This window comes from Apilactobacillus zhangqiuensis (genome assembly GCF_019656215.1).
GTDB lineage: Bacteria > Bacillota > Bacilli > Lactobacillales > Lactobacillaceae > Apilactobacillus > Apilactobacillus zhangqiuensis.
Map to the genome: position 1 here is coordinate 105,765 of NZ_BPLK01000003.1, position 21,070 is coordinate 126,834.

General features: G+C 34.5%; 20 protein-coding genes. 3 read left to right on the forward strand and 17 right to left on the reverse strand.

Going from position 1 to position 21,070, the window contains the following annotated elements:
* The first annotated feature begins 3 nt into the window (after window positions 1-3).
* Complete coding sequence (fni, locus tag K5Q07_RS03195) at window positions 4-1,041, forward strand: type 2 isopentenyl-diphosphate Delta-isomerase (protein WP_220729567.1); 1,038 nt, start codon at window positions 4-6, stop codon at window positions 1,039-1,041.
* A gap of 140 nt (window positions 1,042-1,181) precedes the next feature.
* Here the strand turns inward: fni and K5Q07_RS03200 are convergent, their stop codons facing one another.
* From K5Q07_RS03200 to K5Q07_RS03210, 3 genes are all read right to left on the reverse strand, one after another.
* Entirely contained in the window at window positions 1,182-2,693 is a 1,512-nt protein-coding gene (locus K5Q07_RS03200; protein WP_220729569.1) for a zinc ribbon domain-containing protein, read from the reverse strand.
* 12 nt (window positions 2,694-2,705) lie between these two features.
* A complete protein-coding gene (locus tag K5Q07_RS03205) occupies window positions 2,706-3,536 on the reverse strand; it encodes a zinc ribbon domain-containing protein (RefSeq protein WP_220729571.1) in 831 nt (276 codons plus the stop codon).
* Window positions 3,537-3,702: 166 nt separating this feature from the next.
* Window positions 3,703-5,046 (reverse strand): RsmF rRNA methyltransferase first C-terminal domain-containing protein, encoded by a 1,344-nt coding sequence (locus K5Q07_RS03210; RefSeq protein ID WP_220729573.1) that lies wholly within the window; start codon window positions 5,044-5,046, stop codon window positions 3,703-3,705.
* An 86-nt stretch (window positions 5,047-5,132) separates the two neighbouring features.
* Here K5Q07_RS03210 and K5Q07_RS03215 point away from each other — a divergent pair, with 86 nt between their 5' ends.
* Window positions 5,133-5,939, forward strand: a complete 807-nt coding sequence (locus K5Q07_RS03215; RefSeq protein WP_220729575.1) for a Cof-type HAD-IIB family hydrolase — start codon at window positions 5,133-5,135, stop codon at window positions 5,937-5,939.
* Between the two features lie 37 nt (window positions 5,940-5,976).
* Here the strand turns inward: K5Q07_RS03215 and glpK are convergent, their stop codons facing one another.
* Both glpK and thmT read right to left on the reverse strand, forming a co-directional pair.
* Entirely contained in the window at window positions 5,977-7,482 is a 1,506-nt protein-coding gene (glpK, locus tag K5Q07_RS03220; RefSeq protein WP_220729577.1) for a glycerol kinase GlpK, read from the reverse strand.
* Between the two features lie 16 nt (window positions 7,483-7,498).
* Window positions 7,499-7,687: a 2-hydroxymuconate tautomerase gene (thmT, locus tag K5Q07_RS03225; RefSeq protein WP_034531102.1), complete on the reverse strand. Its 189-nt coding sequence runs from the start codon at window positions 7,685-7,687 to the stop codon at window positions 7,499-7,501.
* A 117-nt stretch (window positions 7,688-7,804) separates the two neighbouring features.
* Here thmT and K5Q07_RS03230 point away from each other — a divergent pair, with 117 nt between their 5' ends.
* Window positions 7,805-9,235, forward strand: a complete 1,431-nt coding sequence (locus K5Q07_RS03230; protein WP_220729579.1) for a C69 family dipeptidase — start codon at window positions 7,805-7,807, stop codon at window positions 9,233-9,235.
* An 89-nt stretch (window positions 9,236-9,324) separates the two neighbouring features.
* Here the strand turns inward: K5Q07_RS03230 and rplS are convergent, their stop codons facing one another.
* The 12 genes from rplS to smc all read right to left on the reverse strand — a co-directional run bounded on the left by rplS (window position 9,325) and on the right by smc (window position 21,067).
* Entirely contained in the window at window positions 9,325-9,681 is a 357-nt protein-coding gene (gene rplS / locus K5Q07_RS03235; protein WP_220729581.1) for a 50S ribosomal protein L19, read from the reverse strand.
* A gap of 126 nt (window positions 9,682-9,807) precedes the next feature.
* A complete protein-coding gene (gene trmD / locus K5Q07_RS03240) occupies window positions 9,808-10,554 on the reverse strand; it encodes a tRNA (guanosine(37)-N1)-methyltransferase TrmD (RefSeq protein ID WP_034533545.1) in 747 nt (248 codons plus the stop codon).
* Entirely contained in the window at window positions 10,544-11,068 is a 525-nt protein-coding gene (rimM, locus tag K5Q07_RS03245) for a ribosome maturation factor RimM (RefSeq protein WP_220729582.1), read from the reverse strand. The genes trmD and rimM overlap by 11 nt, the downstream gene beginning before the upstream one ends.
* A gap of 55 nt (window positions 11,069-11,123) precedes the next feature.
* Complete coding sequence (locus K5Q07_RS03250; protein WP_034531095.1) at window positions 11,124-11,381, reverse strand: KH domain-containing protein; 258 nt, start codon at window positions 11,379-11,381, stop codon at window positions 11,124-11,126.
* A gap of 13 nt (window positions 11,382-11,394) precedes the next feature.
* Complete coding sequence (gene rpsP, locus K5Q07_RS03255; protein ID WP_034531094.1) at window positions 11,395-11,670, reverse strand: 30S ribosomal protein S16; 276 nt, start codon at window positions 11,668-11,670, stop codon at window positions 11,395-11,397.
* A gap of 92 nt (window positions 11,671-11,762) precedes the next feature.
* The gene (locus K5Q07_RS03260) at window positions 11,763-12,050 is read right to left on the reverse strand and encodes a hypothetical protein (RefSeq protein ID WP_220729583.1); all 288 of its coding nucleotides are present in this window, start codon (window positions 12,048-12,050) and stop codon (window positions 11,763-11,765) included.
* 4 nt (window positions 12,051-12,054) lie between these two features.
* Entirely contained in the window at window positions 12,055-13,284 is a 1,230-nt protein-coding gene (locus tag K5Q07_RS03265) for a vWA domain-containing protein (RefSeq protein WP_220729584.1), read from the reverse strand.
* Between the two features lie 5 nt (window positions 13,285-13,289).
* Window positions 13,290-14,387, reverse strand: a complete 1,098-nt coding sequence (locus K5Q07_RS03270) for a P-loop NTPase family protein (protein ID WP_220729586.1) — start codon at window positions 14,385-14,387, stop codon at window positions 13,290-13,292.
* 53 nt (window positions 14,388-14,440) lie between these two features.
* Window positions 14,441-15,919, reverse strand: a complete 1,479-nt coding sequence (gene ffh / locus K5Q07_RS03275; RefSeq protein WP_220729588.1) for a signal recognition particle protein — start codon at window positions 15,917-15,919, stop codon at window positions 14,441-14,443.
* 14 nt (window positions 15,920-15,933) lie between these two features.
* The gene (locus tag K5Q07_RS03280) at window positions 15,934-16,275 is read right to left on the reverse strand and encodes a putative DNA-binding protein (RefSeq protein ID WP_034531089.1); all 342 of its coding nucleotides are present in this window, start codon (window positions 16,273-16,275) and stop codon (window positions 15,934-15,936) included.
* A 25-nt stretch (window positions 16,276-16,300) separates the two neighbouring features.
* Window positions 16,301-17,512, reverse strand: a complete 1,212-nt coding sequence (gene ftsY, locus K5Q07_RS03285; RefSeq protein WP_220729591.1) for a signal recognition particle-docking protein FtsY — start codon at window positions 17,510-17,512, stop codon at window positions 16,301-16,303.
* Window positions 17,513-17,515: 3 nt separating this feature from the next.
* On the reverse strand, window positions 17,516-21,067 hold the full coding sequence (gene smc, locus K5Q07_RS03290; RefSeq protein WP_220729592.1) for a chromosome segregation protein SMC: 3,552 nt from the start codon (window positions 21,065-21,067) through the stop codon (window positions 17,516-17,518).
* Window positions 21,068-21,070: the final 3 nt, after the last annotated feature.

Genomic DNA, 21,070 nt, shown 5'->3' on the forward strand with positions numbered 1-21,070 from the left:
CCAATGGTCAGTATCCAATCTCATCGAAAAGATGAACATGTTTCATTAGCTATTAAGTTTTATGACAAAAACAGCCATGCTGGTTTTGATCAACTACGATTTGTACATCAAGGAATTCCTGAAATTAGTCTAGATGACATTGATACATCAACTAATATTGAAGACATAAAGATGGATTTCCCTATTTATATTGAAGCCATGACTGGTGGAAGCGAATATACAAAGAAACTAAATAAAAAACTTGCAAGAATCGCAAAGAATACCGGGATTGCCATGGCCACAGGTTCTCAAAGTGTTGCATTAAAAGATAGTAGTGTATCTTCTTCTTTTGGAGTGGTTAGAAAAACAAATCCTAAAGGAATTATATTCTCCAATTTAGGAGCATCTGCAAACGCTTCTAAAGCAAAAGAAGCTATTAAAATGATGAATTCAGATGCAATTGAAATTCACATTAATACACCACAAGAAATGATTATGCCTGAAGGAGATCGTTCATTTAAATGGATTGATAACATCAAGTCAGTTCAAAAGGAGTTAGATTGCCCTGTAATCGTTAAAGAAGTCGGTTTTGGTATGTCTAAGGAAACTATTCAACAATTAGTCGATGCTGGCGTTAAGAATATTAATATCAGTGGTAAAGGCGGAACTAGTTTTAGTAAGATTGAAAATTATCGCAGAAAGAAACAAGAGATGGATTATCTTGAAGGTTGGGGTCAAACCACTGTTGAATCCCTTTTAGAAGCACAAGAATTTAAAGACCAAGTTAATATCATTGCTTCCGGTGGTATTAGAACACCATTAGATGCGATAAAAGCTATTACTCTTGGTGCTAATTCAGTTGGAATTGCTGCCCCTATTCTATATTCATTAATCAAAAATGGTGAAGAAGACACTATTGAATTTATCAACGATTTTATTTACGGAATCAAGTCAATAATGACCATGCTAGGCGCTAAAAATTTATCGGATTTACAAAGTAAAAAGTTGATATTGAGTCCAGATCTTTTATCCTATGTAAAACAACGAGGGCTCTCCTATTAATTAAGCAAGCGGTTTTTGCTTGCTTTTTTCTTTTATTGTTATAAGTTAAAGTAACTTTATACTTTTAACTAAGGTAATAAAAATTAAGCATAAAAAAAGATTCCTGTATTTATTGCAGGAATCTTAATTTAATCTAACGACTAATCGTCGTCATCATCGTTTTTGTCATAATCTTTTACTTTGTCACCAATCTTAAAGGTTTGCATCATCAATCCATCTTTAGTCTTCTTCATATTTGAAGTAAACTTGAAGATTTGAATATGATCATGACTACCACCATCGTCATCTGGAACATCAAAGTCGTACTTAAATGTACCTGATACAATTGAATGGTCACCTGCTGGGACTGTTGAATTAACAGTTGGTTCAATACTTACACTGTCAAATTTATTATCATTAATTTGAGCAATTTCGCCCTTGATCCAGTTTTGGGTTTCTTGGGCATCTGAATTGCTTGAACCGTTAACAAAATATTGACTTGCGTCAAAATCAGAATTGTCATTAACTGCTGAACCTAAATCACTAACAAAGTCATTGAACTTATCAGATGCATCGTCCTTATCAACAGATCCAGGATAATTTAGATCAACTTCTTGACCATCGTCACCCTCGCTTAGATGATACTTATCTGATTTAGTTGTATTTCCATCAGTGTGTAATACACCATAAACGTATAGAGTTGATGAATATGCTCTTTCTGATACTTTTAGGCTTCCACTATTGTCAGTAGTACCAATTTTTTCATCATTAATGTAGACATCCGCATTTGGACCTGCATTAACAGTGAACTTAATAGTCTTTAATGGCATGTAAATGTCATCACTACTATCAATGTATGAACTTTGATTGTTAGGAACATTTTTACCTGATAATTTCTTTGAAACACTGATGTCGTAATCACCTGGTAAGATGTGTCCTAAACTAAATTCTGATTGACTATCACCAGTTTTACCTAATGATTTGCCATTTAAGGTAACGTCTGCAGAATCTACACTTGTAGTTATTGAAGGAACAACTGGCTTAACCTTAACTTTGTAGTTAGGGAAAATGAACCATTTTTTACCATCTTGAGTGTATTCAAAATTACCATCTTTAGATTCACCAGAAGAACTTAATTGGCTCTTCAATGATTCTAAATCATCATTGTTTTTGTTCATGTGCTTTGATAGTGGTGCCATTGTGCTATCACTAACAGTTACATTACTGTCAGTTGATTCAAAATAAGAATCAGTGTTTTTATCATCAGTCAAAGAAGTCATTGCACGATCAAGTACAGCGCTCTTTGAGTAATAATGATTACCGAAAAGATAACCAGCAAAACCAACTACAACTAGAATCGCAACTAAGATTCCGATAACTCTGTTTCTGATTTTGTGTTTCTTATTTTTCTTAACGCTGTTTCTTGTTGCTGTAACATTTCCATTATTTGATGGTTGTTGAGAAACACCGCTATTGTTGTCAAACTGTGTTTGTTCGGGAACAACATTATCATTATTTTGAGGTTGTTGATAATCACTGACCGTATTATCAATGTTTGGTTGATCTGTTTTATCAGCTACATCATTTTCCAACCTTTGACCACAATTGTGACAAAATTGTTCGTCTGAAGGAACCTTAGTACCACAATTTGGACAAAATCTTGAATTTTCCATTGAGGATCACTCCTATACTAATACCTTGAATAGTACGTATAAAACAACGTAAACTGCAAGAATTGCTAAACCTGCAACATGTAGTTTATCAAATTTGGAATTTTCATTACCTGAAACAATTGAATAAGTAAGTCCATTAAAACTGTTAATCCAAGTAATAATTAATACGATAAAAATAAATCCAACAGCGTAAGCTCCTTGTACAAATAATGCAATTAATGATACAAGTAATAAAATGTTTGAAATATTTGTAAAAGCAGCTAATTTGTTCATGTATTGGAAGAAATCAACCTTTTTATTTTCGCTCTTTGAAATGATTTGCTTACCAATAAATCCAGCTAGTACGAATGCTACAACCATAAGAAAAACTAGTAAGTCAACTTTTCCAGCAGTACTACTAATTGTGTTAAGAATATCAGTTTTTGAATAAGCATTACCCAATCGTTCTAATTGAACTATAATTGCACCATTAATGTAATTAGCAATTCCTTTAAAATCAGGGCTACTTGGATTGTTAGCAACATCATATAACTTACCAAAGAAAGTTACAGACATAAGAACTGAAATAACCGCACTAATGATAAATGAAACTAGACCAAAGTACTTGTTTTCAGCCTTAACAGCCTTTGATGGTGCTTTAATTGTGTCTAAGAACCAAGTAAAGTAACTGCTTGACATTTGCTTAGCCTTTTCAACATTTTCGTTTGTAGCAGCTTGAGCTTGTCCGTTGTTTGATGCAGTGTTTGCTTGTGCGTTTTGGGCAATTTGTGCACCACATTTTGGACAGAACTTAGCTCCTTCCTTTAATTGATTACCACATTTAGGGCAAAATTTTGTACTCATAAAAAATACCTCCAGAAAATATGTAATTAAAATAATATTATACCAGCATTAATCATAACATACTTTGAGTTAATATTCTTATAATAATCTTATATTTAGATAATTTGATAAATAAACAAATGTACAAAAAAGAACTGTTATACTAAACAGTTCTTTTCAAAATATATTAATCTGCGTTGAAACGTAATCCCTTAGGGAAGAAATTTTTAATAGTACCATTTACTACTTTCCCAAATCCAACTGGTTGGTCTTTGCAAATTAGTTGATACCATCCCTTCTTAATATCCTTATCACAATTGATAACATCCCCATGGACATATTGCTTCCAATCATCTTCGGAAATATCCAAACGATTAACTACTTCATCACTATGCAATGCTAATGCTAATGCATAACTTGGTTCGAAACGTTTCTTCTTAATTGTTCCTAAATGAAGTCCTGGACGCATTACCTTTAATCCTTTTAAGTCAGGAAGTGAATTATCAAAGGTATACAATTGATCTCCGAACAGAATTAAATGCTTTGGATCAAATTTATTTAAATTACTGTCTTTGAATTCGTTCCATAGTTTCTTATCATCAATTGATAAGTTACTTTGTAAACGATGCTTAATTTTTTTAGCATTGCCTTCTTCATTACTAGATAGTTTAGAAACAAAGTGGCCCTCACCTTTGAAGTGATTAGGAAATAGTCTAACGGTATTAGTTAATTCTTCATTACCATCTGCCCATTGTGGCTTACCACTAAGCATCCCTTCATACTTCTTAATTGGATCAATTGAAAAATCATATGTGTCTTTCATCCATTCAACAATTTGTTCGTCTTCTTCTGGTGCAAACGTACATGTTGAATAAATAATCTTACCACCTGGTTTTAACATCTTAACCGCTTGTTCAATGATTTCCTTTTGACGAGTGGCACATTGACTTGGATAATCTGCATTCCAATATTGGATAGCATCATTATTCTTTCTAAACATCCCTTCACCAGAACATGGTGCATCGATTAGTATCTTATCGAAAAAACGTGGGAAATGTTTAGCTAAGTTATTTGGATTTTCATTTAGAATTAACGCATTTCTGATTCCAAATCTTTCGACATTCTCTACTAGTACCTTAGCACGTTTATGATCAATCTCGTTAGTTACTAGTAATCCCTGATTATTCATATAACTGGCCACGTGAGTAGTCTTTCCACCTGGAGCAGCACATAAGTCTAATACATAGTCCCCTGGTTTAATATCAGCTACCTCACCTACATACATCGCACTTGGTTCCTGTGAATAAATCGCACCACTTTGATGTTCAACACTCTTACCGTTTACATCACCATAGTATCCGTACTGACAGTATTCAATTGATTCATTATTTGGTTCTTCTGGCATGTGTTCCTTTAATGGATTAATTCTAAATCCTGGATTGGTCTCTTTATCTAAACTGGCAAAGAATGACTCTGCATCATCCCCCAGTAATTTTTTATATTTAGTTTTAAAATCGTTTGGTAATTGCACGAGATTACTCCTTTTGCATTGACTTACATTTTTGAATTGGTTAACATATTACTATTATATTTTTTTAAAAGAGGTGAAACAACTACATGGATAAGAAACTTATCGCAATTGACCTTGATGGAACTACTCTAAATAGTGAGTCAAAGGTTTCACAAAAAACTATTAATACTTTAAATAAAGTAATTGATTTAGGTCATGTTGTCAATATTGTATCAGGCCGTCCACCACGTTTGATTACAGACATCTATAACCAAATTGGTTTAGACAATCCATTAATCAGTTTTAATGGTAGTCTTGGATACAATCCATTAACCGAATGGAACAAGGCATATGAATATAACATTAATCGCGATATTGTGTTTGATGTCTTAAAACAAGACAAAGAACTAGGGATTAATCTAATGGCCGTTGAAGGTAAAGAACTATTCTTGGCTAACCGTGAAGCAAATGATGAAGTTGGCTTCTTCCCAACTAGTCTTGAACCTTCTGAATTCATTACTAAAGAAAACTTAAAAGAAAACCCAATTTGCTTAACCTTACAAATTCAACACAATAAGATGGATAAATTCATTAACTATGTAGATCGTAACTATGGTGACACATTAGAAATCTCACCATGGGGAGGTCCTGACTCAATCGTTGAATTAGCATCTAAGGATATTAGTAAGGAAACTGGTCTAGAGGTCCTATCTGACTACTACAATATTGACCAATCTAATATCATTGCTTTTGGTGATGAATTTAATGATGAAACCATGTTAAAGTATGCTGGCTTGGGTGTCGCTATGAAGAATGGTCAACCTAAGATTAAAGAACTAGCCGATGATGTTACTAAATACGATAACGATAATGACGGTTTAGCTCGCTACCTAGATAACTACTTTGAACTATAAAAAGACTTGAGATAATCTCAAGTCTTTTTTATTTTGCTTATTTATTTGGATGAAACATTTGAGTACTCTTAACCGCTAATTGCCAACCTTCATAGTAGTGGTTACGTTTATCTTCATCCATCTTAGGATAAAACTCACCTTGTTTTGGTTTGATTTGTTTAATTTCGTCAATATCACGCCAAAAGCCTACAGCTAATCCTGCTAGGTATGCAGCACCTAATGCAGTTGTTTCTGATATCGATGATCTTTCAATTGGTGTATTTAATATATCTGATTGGAATTGCATCAAATAATCGTTTTGAGCAGCTCCACCATCAACTTTTAAATGTTTTAAATCTAATTTGGTATCATCTACCATCGTGTTAACAACATCCTTGGTTTGATATGCTAGAGAGTCCAAAGTAGCTTTAACAAAATCTTCCTTAGAAGTAGCTCTAGTTAGGCCAAAGATAGCACCACGACTATCTTGGTCCCAATATGGGGCACCTAGACCGGTAAATGCTGGTACTACATACACGTCATGATCATTTTGAGAGTTCAATGCTAATTCCTGGGTTTCCTTAGCATCGTTAATCATTCTAAGACCATCTCTCAACCATTGAATAGCAGACCCTGCAACGAAGACACTTCCTTCGAGTGCATAGTTAACCTTGCCGTCAATTCCATATGCAATAGTGGTCAGCAAACCTCGATTAGACAATACTGGCTTATTACCTGTATTCATGACGATAAATGAACCGGTACCATAAGTATTCTTAATACTTCCCGCTTCTAAACCTAATTGACCAAATAATGCCGCTTGTTGATCACCGGCAATTCCAGACACTGGAATTTGAACGCCATAAAAGGCATATCCGGCGGTATACCCATAGATTTCAGATGATGATCTAACATTTGGCAATATTTCTTTTGGAATATCTAAAGCAGCTAGAATTTCATCGTCCCAACTTAATGTGTGAATGTTATACAACATCGTTCTACTTGCATTTGAGTAGTCGGTTGCATGAACGTGTCCACCAGTTAGTTTCCATAAAATCCAGGTATCGATGGTTCCAAATAAAATATCCCCATTTTCAGCCTTTTCTCTAATACCTTCAACATTATCTAATAGCCACTTAATCTTAGTAGCTGAAAAGTATGAGTCAATCACTAACCCCGTCTTTTCATGGATCATGTCAGTATAACCAGCCGCTTTTAAATCATTTGCAATATCACTGGTTTGCTTAGATTGCCATACAATTGCATTATGAACTGGTTCACCGGTAATTCTGTCCCACATGACTGTGGTTTCTCTTTGGTTGGTAATCCCAATTCCACGAACCTTATAAGGCGGTATCTTGGAGTGAATCAATGCTTCTGATATAACGGTCTGTACTGCGTCCCATATCTCATTAGCATCATGTTCAACCCATCCTGATTGAGGGAAAAATTGCGTAATTTCCTTTTGTGACTTGCTAACCACTTCCCCGCTATGGTTAAAAATCATTGCGCGGACACTGGTGGTTCCCTCATCAATTGACATTATATACTGTTCGTTTTGCATGTTATTTCCTCAGTTGTTATTTTTCGTCGCTCTTTAGTTTACCTGCAACACTGTAGTTACTCTTCTTCATTTCGTTTAAAACGATGTGAACGTGTTCTGCTGGAGCACCGGTGTTCTTTACAATTGCACTGGTAACATCTGCAACTAATCCTTTTAATTGTTCTTCGTTTCTTCCTTCGATTAAATCAATATGTACTAATGGCATAATCATTCTCCTAACCTATAATTTTAATCTGATTATACTTTAGATACTTATATATTTCAATTTTTTAAAAGTTTAATGTACAATTATAGAAATGAAACTAACGAAGGAGGGGTTAGCATGCCAAAGTTTCCAGAATACGATGCATGTACTAGTATTTTAGTCGGTAAAAAAGCTTCTGTTGATGGTTCTACCATGATTGGTCGTAACGAAGATTGCAAAGCAACCTGGCCAAAACATTTTGTGGTTCATCCTCATAAGGAGTACAAGGAAAAACCTGTCTTTAAAGCGCAAGAAAATGCTTTTACCATGGAATTACCTACTGTTAGGGGTAAATACACTGCTACTCCAGAATGGACCAATAAAGAGGGATTATTTGAAGAAGAAGGCATCAATGAATACGGTGTTGCGATGAGTGCTACTGAAAGTGCTTATTCAAATAGTTATGTATTGGGATTTGATCCATTAGTTGAAGATGGTATCAGTGAAGCCTCTATCGTTACTGTTGTTCTACCATACGTTAAAACTGCCCGTGATGGCGTTAAACGCCTTGGTGATATTGTTTCCAATTACGGTTCCAGTGAAAGTAACGGAATTCTATTCTCAGATCAAGACGAAGTGTGGTACTTCGAAATTGGTTCCGGTCATCATTGGGTAGCAATGCGTATTCCAGATGATTGCTATGCGGTCGTATCAAACCGCCTAGCTATTCAAAATATTGATTTTGACGACCCAGGTAACTTTATGTGGTCGGATGACATCATTGAGTTTGTTAGGAAAAACCATTTAAACAACTCCAATAATGGTAGTTTTAACTTCAGAGAAATCTTCGGAACTAGAAACGAATCAGACCTATACTACAACAATCCACGTGTTTGGTATGGCCAACGCATGTTCAATCCGGAAATTAAACAAGATCCAGAATCATATGATCTACCTTTTGTTAGAAAACCAAGTCGATTAATTTCAGTCCAAGATGCAAAGGACTTCCTTGCATCTCACTATCAAGGAACTCAATTTGACCCAGTTGGTAAAGGTAGTCACGAAGATAAGACCAGATATCGTCCAATTAGTTTGGCAAAAGCACAAGAATCACACGTTCTACAAATTAGACCAAACTTACCAATTGAAGTTGGTGGTATTCACTGGTTATCAATGGGTGTTGCAGCCCAAAGCATATTTGTCCCATTCTTTGCCGGAATCAAAGATACTCCACTAGAATACAAGATTGGTAAGTTAACCTACGAACCAAAATCGGCATACTGGATTTTCAAACTTGCTGGAGTGTTATTGGATCCACATTACAATACCTTCATTGACGTTGTCGGTGATGTTCAAGAAAAACTAAACATCTATTTCCAACAAAAAATTAATGAAGCTGATATTAAGGCAAGCAATTTAGCACCTCAAGAAGTTGCTGATTTTGTTACCAAGATTAGTAATGAATGTGCTGAATATGCAATGGATAGCTATAGACACTTATCATACGAATTAATCTCAAAATTAACCAATTTTTCAAAGTTAAACTATAATACAGACGAAAACCTATAATTAAAAAGATGGCCTAATCGCCATCTTTTTTTGTACAAAAAAAGAGCAACGCATAAGCGTTACTCTTCATTTTAGATACAAATTTTATCTTAACGACGAAGTGCTTCTTTAATACGAGCAGCCTTACCATGACGTTCGCGTAAGTAGTATAGCTTAGCACGACGTACGGCACCACGACGAGTTACTTCTAACTTAGCAACACGTGGTGAGTGTAGTGGGAAGATACGTTCAACACCTACACCTGAAGTAATCTTACGAACAGTGTAAGTAGCTTGGATACCTGTACCGTGGCGTTTGATAACAACACCTTCGAATACTTGGATACGTTCGTTGCTACCTTCAACAACCTTAACAGATACCTTAACAGTATCTCCGGCTCTAAATTCTGGAACATCACTCTTTAGTTGTTCCGCGTTAATCTTTGAGATTAATTCGTTTTGACGCATAATATAACATCCTCCAACTAGCATTCTTGTCTTTACTTGTTGCAACAGCGGAATACCGTTTTTATTTAACTATAAAAATAGTCAATTAGAATACTAACATAACCACAATTACTTGTAAAGATTATTTTATTCTTCTTCTATTTTTACTTCTGCTAATAATTTCTTTTGTAAATCGGTTAATTGACTGTAATCAATTAAGTCTGGGCGTCTAAGATATGTCTTTCTTAGCGCCTCTTTTTCTCGCCATTCTTCAATCTTTTGGTGGTTACCACTAGTCAACACATCAGGAACTGTCATACCTCTAAAATCTGCCGGTCTAGTGTATTGAGGATACTCTAATAATCCACTTGAGAAGGAATCACCTGGTGCGGATTCATCATTACCTAAGACATCTGATAATAATCTAGCTGTCGCATCAATCATCACCATTGCTGGTAACTCTCCTCCGGTTAAGACGAAGTCACCCAATGAATATTCATCGGTAACTAAGGTCTTAATTCTTTCATCATATCCCTCATAATGACCACAAATGAATGTTAAATGGTCTTCTTTAGATAACTTTTCAGCCTCTTTTTGATCAAACTTCTTTCCCGCTGGATCCAATAATATTACGCGGCCCTTAGAAATACCTTCTTTGGCAGCTTCTTCTTGAGTGTGAGCCAAAGCATCAAAAATGGGTTGAGCTTGTAGTAACATTCCTGCACCACCACCAAATGGGTAGTCATCAACGTTACCATGCTTGTTAGTAGAAAAGTCCCTAAAGTTTGTAATATTAATATCTAGTAACCCCTTATCCTTTGCTTTTCCAAGGATGGAATCGCCCAATGGTCCATCAAACATGTCTGGAAACAAGCTTAAGATATCAATCTTCATCGTCGAGCCCCCTAGGAACATCCACAGTAATTACTTCATCATCCAAATTAACGTCTAAGATAACTGAATCAATCTTAGGCAATAATAAATCGGACTTATTATCACGTGAGACAACCCAAACATCATTGGCACCTGGTGAAAGAATTTCCTTAACTGAACCAATCTTTTGACCGTCAGTATCTTTAACATCTAGACCAATGATTTGGTGATAATAGTATTCGCCAGGTTGTAAGTCATCACTATCAAGTTGATCTTCAGCAATCTTTAATTCTGAAGGTTTTAAGTATTCAACATCATTGATAGTTGGCTTGTCTTTAAAGTGTAGCAAAATAAAGTTCTTATGAGTTCTAACACCATCGATCACTAACTTTTCGCTCTTAGTATCATTTAAAAACGCATAAACTTCATTACCAACTTTAAAACGTTTTTCAGGGAAATCGGTAATAGACATTACACGAACTTCACCACGAAGTCCCTGAGTATTTACAATCTTTCCAATATTATAAAAGTTCATTATTCATTTCCCCTTTTATGTTAAAAAACTCTTAAACAAAACACCAAGGTTTCATTTAAGAGTTTTTATTCTTACTATCATCAATAATCAGTCTTACGCGCTTATCACCTGAAACACGAGCACTATAAACAATCGTACGAATTGTTTGCGCTACATGACCCTTTTTACCAATAATTCTACCAACATCGGCAGGATTGGTAACAAGATGATATTCATAGAAACGATCCGATTCACTATGATCGATAGCAACATCCTCTGGGTATTCCACCAGTGGTTTTACGATTTTTTTAATCAGCTCATCAAAATTAGTCATAACTCGATATCACTTATTTCTTAGAGTATTTAGCTTCATGATATTTCTTCATGATACCAGCATCAGATAGTAAGTTACGTACAGTATCTGAAGGTTGTGCACCCTTGTTTAACCATTCGAAGATATCTTCTTCTTCTAGTTTAACAGTACTTGGTTGAGTTAATGGGTTGTAAGTACCAACAGTTTGGATGAAACGACCATCACGAGGGCTACGTGAATCAGCAACTACAACACGGTAGAAAGGACGCTTCTTTGAACCCATTCTCTTCAAACGAATTTTAACAGACATTAATAAACACCTCCTGTATTTCTTTTAACGATATTAAATATAACAGTTATTTTAATGCTTGTAAAGGTTTTTTTCTTTACACCATGATTTTTTTATTGAAAATCAGTTAAAAGCGCACTTTTTGCCAGTTGATCCATGTATTTTTCATTGTTAATGACAAAATTGTGGACACTTTGATAGTCAGAAAAATTAATTTTCACGTTTTTAAAAATCTGATTTTCAGCTAATTCTTTGGCTAAATTAACATCATTAACTGACATTTTTGCCACAAACGGCGAATCTTCATAAATCTCATCCCAAGAATTAGATAGTAGTGCCTTTGCTCTTTTGATATTAACGTTATTATTAATTGCCATTCTTAAGACATCTGGTTTTAACATTTTATCACACCCTAATCTGGTCTAAATATAAGACGTTATCTTGTTCATTCATTATCGATAGTTTATTGGCATAATCTAGTAAGATCCATGTCATTTTAAAGTTAAGTTGGTTTAAATACTCTTCACCTTTACCATCAGTGAAAACAATGCATCCCTGCTTGATTAATTTGTGTTCATGCACATAGTCAACAATGCTTTGATACTTGGTACCCCCCTGCAATAAACGCTTCTTAAATCCATGATTATATTCAATTGCATGCACCTTTGCATCAAATACAAAGCAATTTACTTCAATATTTCGCATCGACTGAATTGAATCAACTACATTGACCATCTTTGCATACTGATCATCACTGATTGAACCTGAGCTATCAATAAAAATATTAATATAGTCGCTGTGATTTCTTATCCTGCCAGCAATATCCATTCGATAAGGTTGTCTTCGGTTAAAGCGGTTATAAGTTCTAGATGGTCGGTTACTTTTACTTTTCGCGATAGATTTAATTATTTTGCCTAGGTTTACCTTAGGCGTCACAGTCGACTTAATTTGTTTATCAACTGGCATTGACAGTTCACCACGATAATGACTATAAGCATCCCTTAGTAACTTATCAATTGTTTCTTTTCTTTGGTTAAAGTCTTGATCACTGATATTACTATCATCGTCAAAGTATCGATGATCATCGACAATTCGTAAATTATCTTTATTAAGTTTGCCGACACCATCTTGTTTGTCTTCCCTAAAGATTTCATATAGCTGTTTAGCATACTGACTAGAATCCAAATTTGGTCTCATATCGAGATTATATTGATAGTTAATTTTATCTAGTGTCCATCCATTGTCGTAAATATCTGAAACGTATTGATTAACGGCAACATCAGCAGCCACGTCATTTAGTTGATTGTGATTGGTGTATCTAAGGGGATGCAACCACACGATATGCATCGCTAAATGCTCCAAGATTGCAATTAAATCATTATCACTGGAGACATCATCCTTTAAATGTGCAGGATTAAATACTAATTCCAATTGATTATCAAACCACTTCAATGCAAGAAATGACTTTATCGTATCATCTGATTGTCGGTTCAAATTAAGCAAAATTTCGCCGTATAAGCTCTTGTTACGAATTAATGATAAAATCCCTTTGGCAATTATACCGTCAATTGATTGAGGACTATTTTGGCGATTATCCGCATTGATTAGTTCGTAAATATCACTATTAAGTGTCATATTAATCACCTGTATGCATTAAAACTAATTTGCGTTAATTTGTCGTATAACTGGTTAGCTATTTGATTGTCTTGAGCCGTCTTGTATAAATCATCAATCAATCCGGAATCATTAATCACCATTCTAGCAATCGCATATTGACCATCCTGACTCAATAAATCGATATATTTGTTTAAACGAAAACAATAATCATCACTTATGACTGATATGGATTTAACGTAATCACTAACCAGTGATTGTTTGGTTACCTCGTCTTGCTTAGTTAACTTAGCCACTACAGTTTCTAACTCATCAGTTAAATCAATTTCATTATCACTTGATTGGCTAATATTTTTAACAAATACTTCCGCAATTGACAAACCCACATTTCCAGAAATCACTTCGGTTAAAATAGCTAAATCATAATTATTAATATCTTGATTCAAAATATTTGAAACACGGTGCCATGCTCTAGGAGTCGGTTTAATATAATCATTGCTATGATCTAAAAATGATGGATTATCAGCGATAAAATCAATAACTTGTTGATTAACCCCATTATCTTTTGCCCAATTCAACCAATCGTTGACATCCGTTTGCATGTTAATACGCACGGTTCTATCGGTAATGGCGTCATCACTTGCATATACGTCGTAATTATTCATATCATCTGGGTTTTCAGCAATAATAATATGGACTTGTTCTGGTAATACCACAGAATTAATACGGCGTTGTAATACTAGATTCATTAATTCACTTTGTACATCAGTGGTGCCACGATTAAATTCATCTAAAAACCAATATATTGGCGTCTCTGGATGTTCTTCAGCATATTTAATAATTTCAATGATGGTGTGAGAATAACCAAATTTAACATCTGCTAATGTGCCATACTTATCAGTCTCAATAAACGAATTATCAGTTAATGGTGGAACAGGAATTGCCAAATCACCTTTTTCTGACAAACTAACCACCGTAGTGAATAATTTGGCATGATTTTGCTGTGCTAATTGATTTACTAATGCAGATTTTCCAATTCCGGCAGGTCCGACAATATTTGCGACTGAACCACTTTTCTCAATTAAATCTACTGCTTTCATTGTTTTAGTAAAACCTAATGCCATACAAATCCCTCCTAAAAAAGACACAACTACCCAGGGTAATTATGCCTTTTCCGTTATTTACGCTTTTTGTTACGTTTGCGCTTGTTTTTATTCATTTTCTTACTAATTTTTCTACTCATGCGTTTCATTGCCATTTGAGATAGCTTGCCACCAAGGCCGCCACCCATTCCTGGCATTGAAGGCATTCCATCCATGCCCATGTTACCCATCATTTGTTCCATACCAGACATGTTACCGTTAGACATCTTATTCATCATGTCTTTCATTTGATTAAATTGCTTAATCATACGGTTAACTTCTTGGATTGGGCGTCCACATCCACGTGAGATACGACGTCTTCTTGATGGATTTAATAAATCAGGGTTATTACGTTCTTCATATGTCATTGAGTAAATAATTGCCTTAATGTGTTCTAAATCCTTAGGATCCATATTAACGTTCTTCAAGGCAGGATTGTTAGCCATCCCTGGAATCATCTTCATGATTTCATCCAAAGGTCCCATCTTTTGAATTTGTTCTAATTGATCCAAGAAATCTTCAAATCCAAAAGTATTGTTTTGCATTTTTTCAGCTAATTCTTTGGCTTGCTTTTCATCATAATCGTTTTGAGTCTTTTCGATTAATGATAGGATATCACCCATTCCAAGGATACGAGATGCCATACGGTCTGGATGGAAGACATCAAGTGCTTCCATCTTTTCACCTTGTCCGACAAACTTGATTGGCTTTTGAGTTACTTCACGAATTGAAAGAGCAGCACCACCACGGGTGTCACCATCTAACTTAGTTAAAACAACACCGGTAATGTCTAATGCATCGTTAAAACCTTCAGCAGTGTTAACGGCATTTTGACCAGTCATTGCATCAACAACCAATAGAATTTCATCGGGATGAGTTAATTCCTTAATGTTCTTTAGTTCATCCATTAAGGTTTCATCAATTTGTAGACGACCAGCAGTATCGATTAATACATAGTCATTATGGTCTTCTTTGGCTTTAGCCATCCCATTTCTAACAATTTCAACTGGATCTACATCAGTACCTTGTTGGAAAACAGGAGCATCAATTTGTTTACCAACTGTTTCCAATTGGTCAATGGCAGCTGGACGGTAAACGTCGGCTGCGATTAGTAATGGACGAGCATTTTCTTCTTTTTTAAGTTTTAATGCTAATTTACCAACAGTGGTAGTTTTACCTGCCCCTTGTAAACCAGCCATCATAATTACAGTTGGAATCTTTTCAGATTTGTTCAATGGGACTGCTTCTTCACCCATTGTCTTAGTTAATTCTTCATTAACAATCTTTACGATTTGTTGAGCAGGATTTAATCCTTCCAATACTTCCGCTCCACGAGAACGTTCTTGGACACGCTTAACAAAATTTCTTACAACTGTGAAGTTAACATCGGCTTCAAGTAAAGCAAGTCTAATTTCACGCATAGTTTCTCTTAAGTCAGCTTCAGAAACTTTTCCTTTTCCACGTAAATTACGCATTGCTTTTTGAAGACGTTCTGTTAATCCTTCAAATGCCATTTATTTCACCACTTTCATTTTTCTTCAGTTATTTCTAAATCATCAACTAATTGATTTAGTTTATCGTCATTTGGATAGTTATCCTTAACATAATTTCTAATTGCATCAGTTTGATCATTTCGTTTTACAAAATCTGCATACAAGTGAAGCTGTTCTTCATATTTTTCCAGAATTACTTCTGTCCTTCTTATATTATCATACACAGCCTGCCTACTTACATTAAACTCCTCAGAAATTTCTCCTAATGAGTAATCATCGGCATAGTAAAGTTGAATATAACTGTCTTGCTTATTTGTTAATAATGGACGATAAAATTCGAATAATGAATTAATTCGATAATTTTTTTCCATTTCCAATTAAATCAAGTCCTTTCAGTTCGAACTATTTAATTAGACCCTTAAATAATCCATATACAAAATCATTTGCGTTAAATTCTCTTAAATCTTCTACCTTTTCACCCAAACCAACATACTTAACCGGAACGTGTAGTTCGTTTCTAATTGCTAAGACAATTCCACCCTTGGCAGTACCGTCTAACTTAGTCAGCACAATTCCAGAAACATTAGTTGTTTCTTTAAACAACTTGGCTTGGTTTAAAGCATTTTGACCTGTGGTTGAATCTAGGACCAATAGTACTTCATGAGGAGCATCTGGAATTTCTCTGGTTAAGACTTTCTTCATCTTGGCAAGTTCGTTCATCAAGTTAACCTTGTTTTGTAGTCTACCAGCAGTATCTACGAATAAAATATCATAATTTTCATCCTTAGCCTTATGAACTGCTTCATAAACCACTGCAGATGGATCACTTTGTTCAGGTTTCTTAACAATATCGACTCCATCACGTTTTGCCCATTCGTCTAGTTGTTGAATGGCACCAGCTCTAAAGGTATCGGCTGCGGCTAATAATACTTTCTTGCCTTGTTGTTTATACATATTAGCCATTTTACCAATGGTAGTGGTCTTACCAACACCATTAACACCAACAAATAAAATGACAGTTGGACCTTGATCAGCAAAATGAATTTCAGTGTTTTCATCATTGCCACTTTGGTCATAGATATCAATCATCTTTTGAATGATAACGTTTTGGACATCGTCTTTGCTTTTGGCATTTTGTAATTTAACTTCATCCCTTAATTGGTCAGTTAAATTAACGGCCATATCAAAACCAACGTCTGATTCAATCAACGTATCTTCTAAATCTTCGAAGAAGTCTTCATCAACACTTCTAAAATTAGCAAACAAACGATTTAGTCGTTCACCAAATGTACTTCTTGATTTTTCTAGTCCTTCAGTAAACTTAGTTTGATCGTCTTCGACTGGCTTTTCATCAGAAGTTTGGTCTTCAACTGATTGTTTTTCAACTTTTTCATCATCAGCATTGTCTGATTCTTTTGAACTTTCCTCTTGATTAGATGATTGTTGTTCTTCACTAGTTACGGTTTCTTGTTCACTAGTTTGTTTAACATCGTCATCTGTTTTTTGTTCATCATCAACAGGAGCATCAGTTTCAGTATTCTTTACTCCTTCAGCTTTACTATTGTTGTTTTCTTCTTCGTTGTTACGCTTTTTAAAAATATCAAATAATCCCATAGTTTATTCCTCCGCGGCATTAAATTTGTTCAGGTTAGCTGTAACCACTTTAGAAACTCCGGAATTTTGCATGGTAACTCCATACAAGGTGTCGGCATAAACCATCGTTTCTTTTCTATGTGTAATAACAATAAATTGAGTTCCATCATCTAGTTTAGTCATGTATCTAGCATATCTATCAACGTTTTCTGCATCCAAAGCAGATTCAGCTTCATCTAAGATACTGAAAGGTACCGGCTTAACTTTTAACACAGCAAAAAGCAATGCAATAGCGGTTAATGCCTTTTCTCCTCCTGATAATAGGGACATATGACGATACTTCTTACCAGGGGGTTGAGCCATAATTTCAATTCCAGTAGTTAACAAGTCATTTGGATCAGTTAGTAATAACTTCGCTTTTCCACCACCAAAAATTTCGTTATAAACCTTTGAAAATTGGGTCGCAATCGCGTCAAAAGTATCTTTAAATTTCTTTTCAACGGTAACATCAATCTTGTTCATGGTATCAGTTAATTGTTGACTAGAATTTTTCAAATCGTCTGATTGTTGCACTAGGAATTCGTATCGTTTAGATACTTCCTTGTATTCATCAATAGCTGATACATTGACAACTCCTAAATGGTCAATTGAACGACTTAAATCATCAATATGAGCCTTAATATTATCAATAGTATCGTCAACTACAATATCATCAATCTCATTTAGATTAACTTCGTATTTACCAATCAATTGTTGTTTTAGACTAGCAAGTTGCTTTTCCAATTGTTCAAACTTATTGGTTTGTTTATTTAGATAATTTTGTTGGTTAACTGAATCCATTGTCTGCTTATCAATTTGGTCTTCGACCTGCTTAATTTCAGATTGATGTTTTTCAATAGATTCTTTGCATTCTTGCAAATTACTTTGGATAACCTGAATTTGTTGGTTAACTAGCATAATTTCATCATCTTGATTTACTGAAAGCATGTTGTTACTAATTGCTTCGTTTAATTCATCGATGCTTTCTTTTTCATCATCAATATCGGCATCTAATCTGTCAAAATCTTCAATTAGATTTGCTTTTTGATCACGGAAATTAGATAGTTTTTCCTTCAACACAATTAACTTTTCACGAGTTGATTGTATCTTTGAAGAGTTATTATCCTTCATTGATTCCAAAGTTTCAATCTTTTCTTGAATATCTTTAAATTTAGTTTGATTATTTACCAAATCAATATTCAATTGTTCTTTTAGCTTCTTGTTTTGACGTTGTTTTTCATCAATGTCATCATCAAACAATCCACCGTTAGACATTCTAATTGCCTTTAGTTCACGTTGTTTTCTGACGAGAGATTCTTTGGCAAACGTCAATTTGTTATGAATTGAATCTAGTTGACCATCATATTGACGCTTATTGTCATAGAAAACATCAGACTTGGCATTTAGTTCCTTTAATTCATCCTGTAGTTCAACTAGTTTAGCTTCAGTTTGCTTAGCAACTTCTTGACTGTCCTTAAATTGCTTTTCTAACTCAGCTAACTTGTTCTTTTGAGTCAATACACCATCATATTGACGCTTATTAGAACCACCGGTAATAGAACCACCAGCGTTAACGATTTCACCGCTTAAAGTCACGATTCGGTTAGAATGTCTGATCTTATTACTAATTTCGGTTGCAGTATGTAAATCCTTAACGATTAAAACATTACCTAACAAGTGGCTAGTAACAGAACGTAGTTTGTCGTCAATTTGCACTAATTTATTTGCCACACCAATAAAACCATCACTATTTTGACAAGTGCTTAAAACGTTATTGTTAACACTGCGTTGCGAAATTTCGTTTACGGGTAAGAAAGTTGCTCTTCCTAAACGGTTATCATTTAAGAACTTAACAGCTTGTCTGGCTGAAGCATTGTTAGCAACCACGATTTGTTGTAATTGATTACCCAATGCAGTCTCAATTGCGGTCGTATATTCTGATGGAACTTTAATGAAATCAGATACTGATCCTAAAACACCATTTAACTGGTTCTTATTATTTAAGACACTTTGTGCACCACGATAGAAGTTACTGTGATCGTTTTGCAAATTATTCAAACTATTGTATTTGATTTTTAGATTTTGCGTATCTTCTAATTGTTTGTACCAAATAGATTGTTGTTCATCTACTTGTTTCTTAAGATTGTTAACTTGAGCTTGATAATCATTGAAATCACTTTGAACTTTTTGAACCTCTTCGTTCTTTTTGTCATATTCATGATTCAACTCTTCAACTGATTGCTCTAATTGGTTGATTTCGTCGTTAACACCAGAAATCTTTTGACGATTAGAATCATTTTGAACATCAGCTTGTTTTTGTGTCTTTTCTAAATAAGTAGATTCATTGTTAACGTTAGCAATCTTTTGCATAATTGCTAGATATTCACCACGAGCATCTTCGTATTCTGATTTCTTATCAGCGATCATTTGATTAATCTTATCTTCATCGATTTCTTCAAGGTATTGTTTATGCTTAGCAATTTCTTGATTTAATTTATCGATTTTAGTATTGATTTCTTTTTCTTTAGATTGTAAATCAGCAACTTGAGAGTTTAATTTTTCTAAGTTAGATTTATGTTCTTTTAAGCTAGTCTTTTTAAACTCAATTTCTTGTTTTGAAAGATTTTGTTGGCCGGATAACTGTTCAATCTTCTTGGAATAGTTTAAAAGATTATCTTGTTGTTCTTCTTTCTTAGTTAAAAGCACTTCAAGTTGTTCATTTAATGACTTCTTTTGACTAGTAAGTTCATTTAAATGTTGATTAATATCTTCAGCATTTTGCTTTTCTTCCGCAATAATCGCCTTGGTATTATTCCAATCAGCACCGACTTGATTTAATTCAAGCGCAATTCTTGAAACATCGTATTTTTTTAATTCCTTCTTTAAATCCAAATACTTAATTGCTGTTTCACTCTGCTCTTTTAACTGATCATTTCGATCTTTAAGCTCAAAAATGATATCTTCAACTCTATCCAAATTTTCATGAGTTTGTTGAAGTTTTAAATTAGCATCATGTTTTTGTTGCTTGTACTTGTATACTCCAGCAGCAGTTTCAATAATTGAACGACGGTCTTCAGGCTTACTGTTAAAAATGTCTTCAACACTACCTTGGGAAATGATTGAAAATGAACCAATTCCCATCCCTGTATCCATAAATAAATTATTGATATCCTTCAAGCGACATTCAGAATTATTAATTAAGTATTGGCTTTCACCACTTCGATACAAACGTCTTGTAATGATAATTTCTGAATATGGACTATTAATGTATTGATCGGAATTATCTAAAGTTAATTTAACTTCAGCACGATTAACCGGTTTATGAGTACTAGAACCAGAAAAAATAACGTCGGACATCTTTGAACCACGTAAAGTCTTAGAAGATTGTTCCCCGAGTACCCATCTGATAGCTTCAATAACGTTACTTTTACCGCTACCATTAGGACCAACAATCGCAGTCAAACCATCTGTAAAGTTAATGGTTGTTTTGTTTGCAAAGGATTTAAATCCAGCAATCTCTAATGATTTTAACTTCAAAGT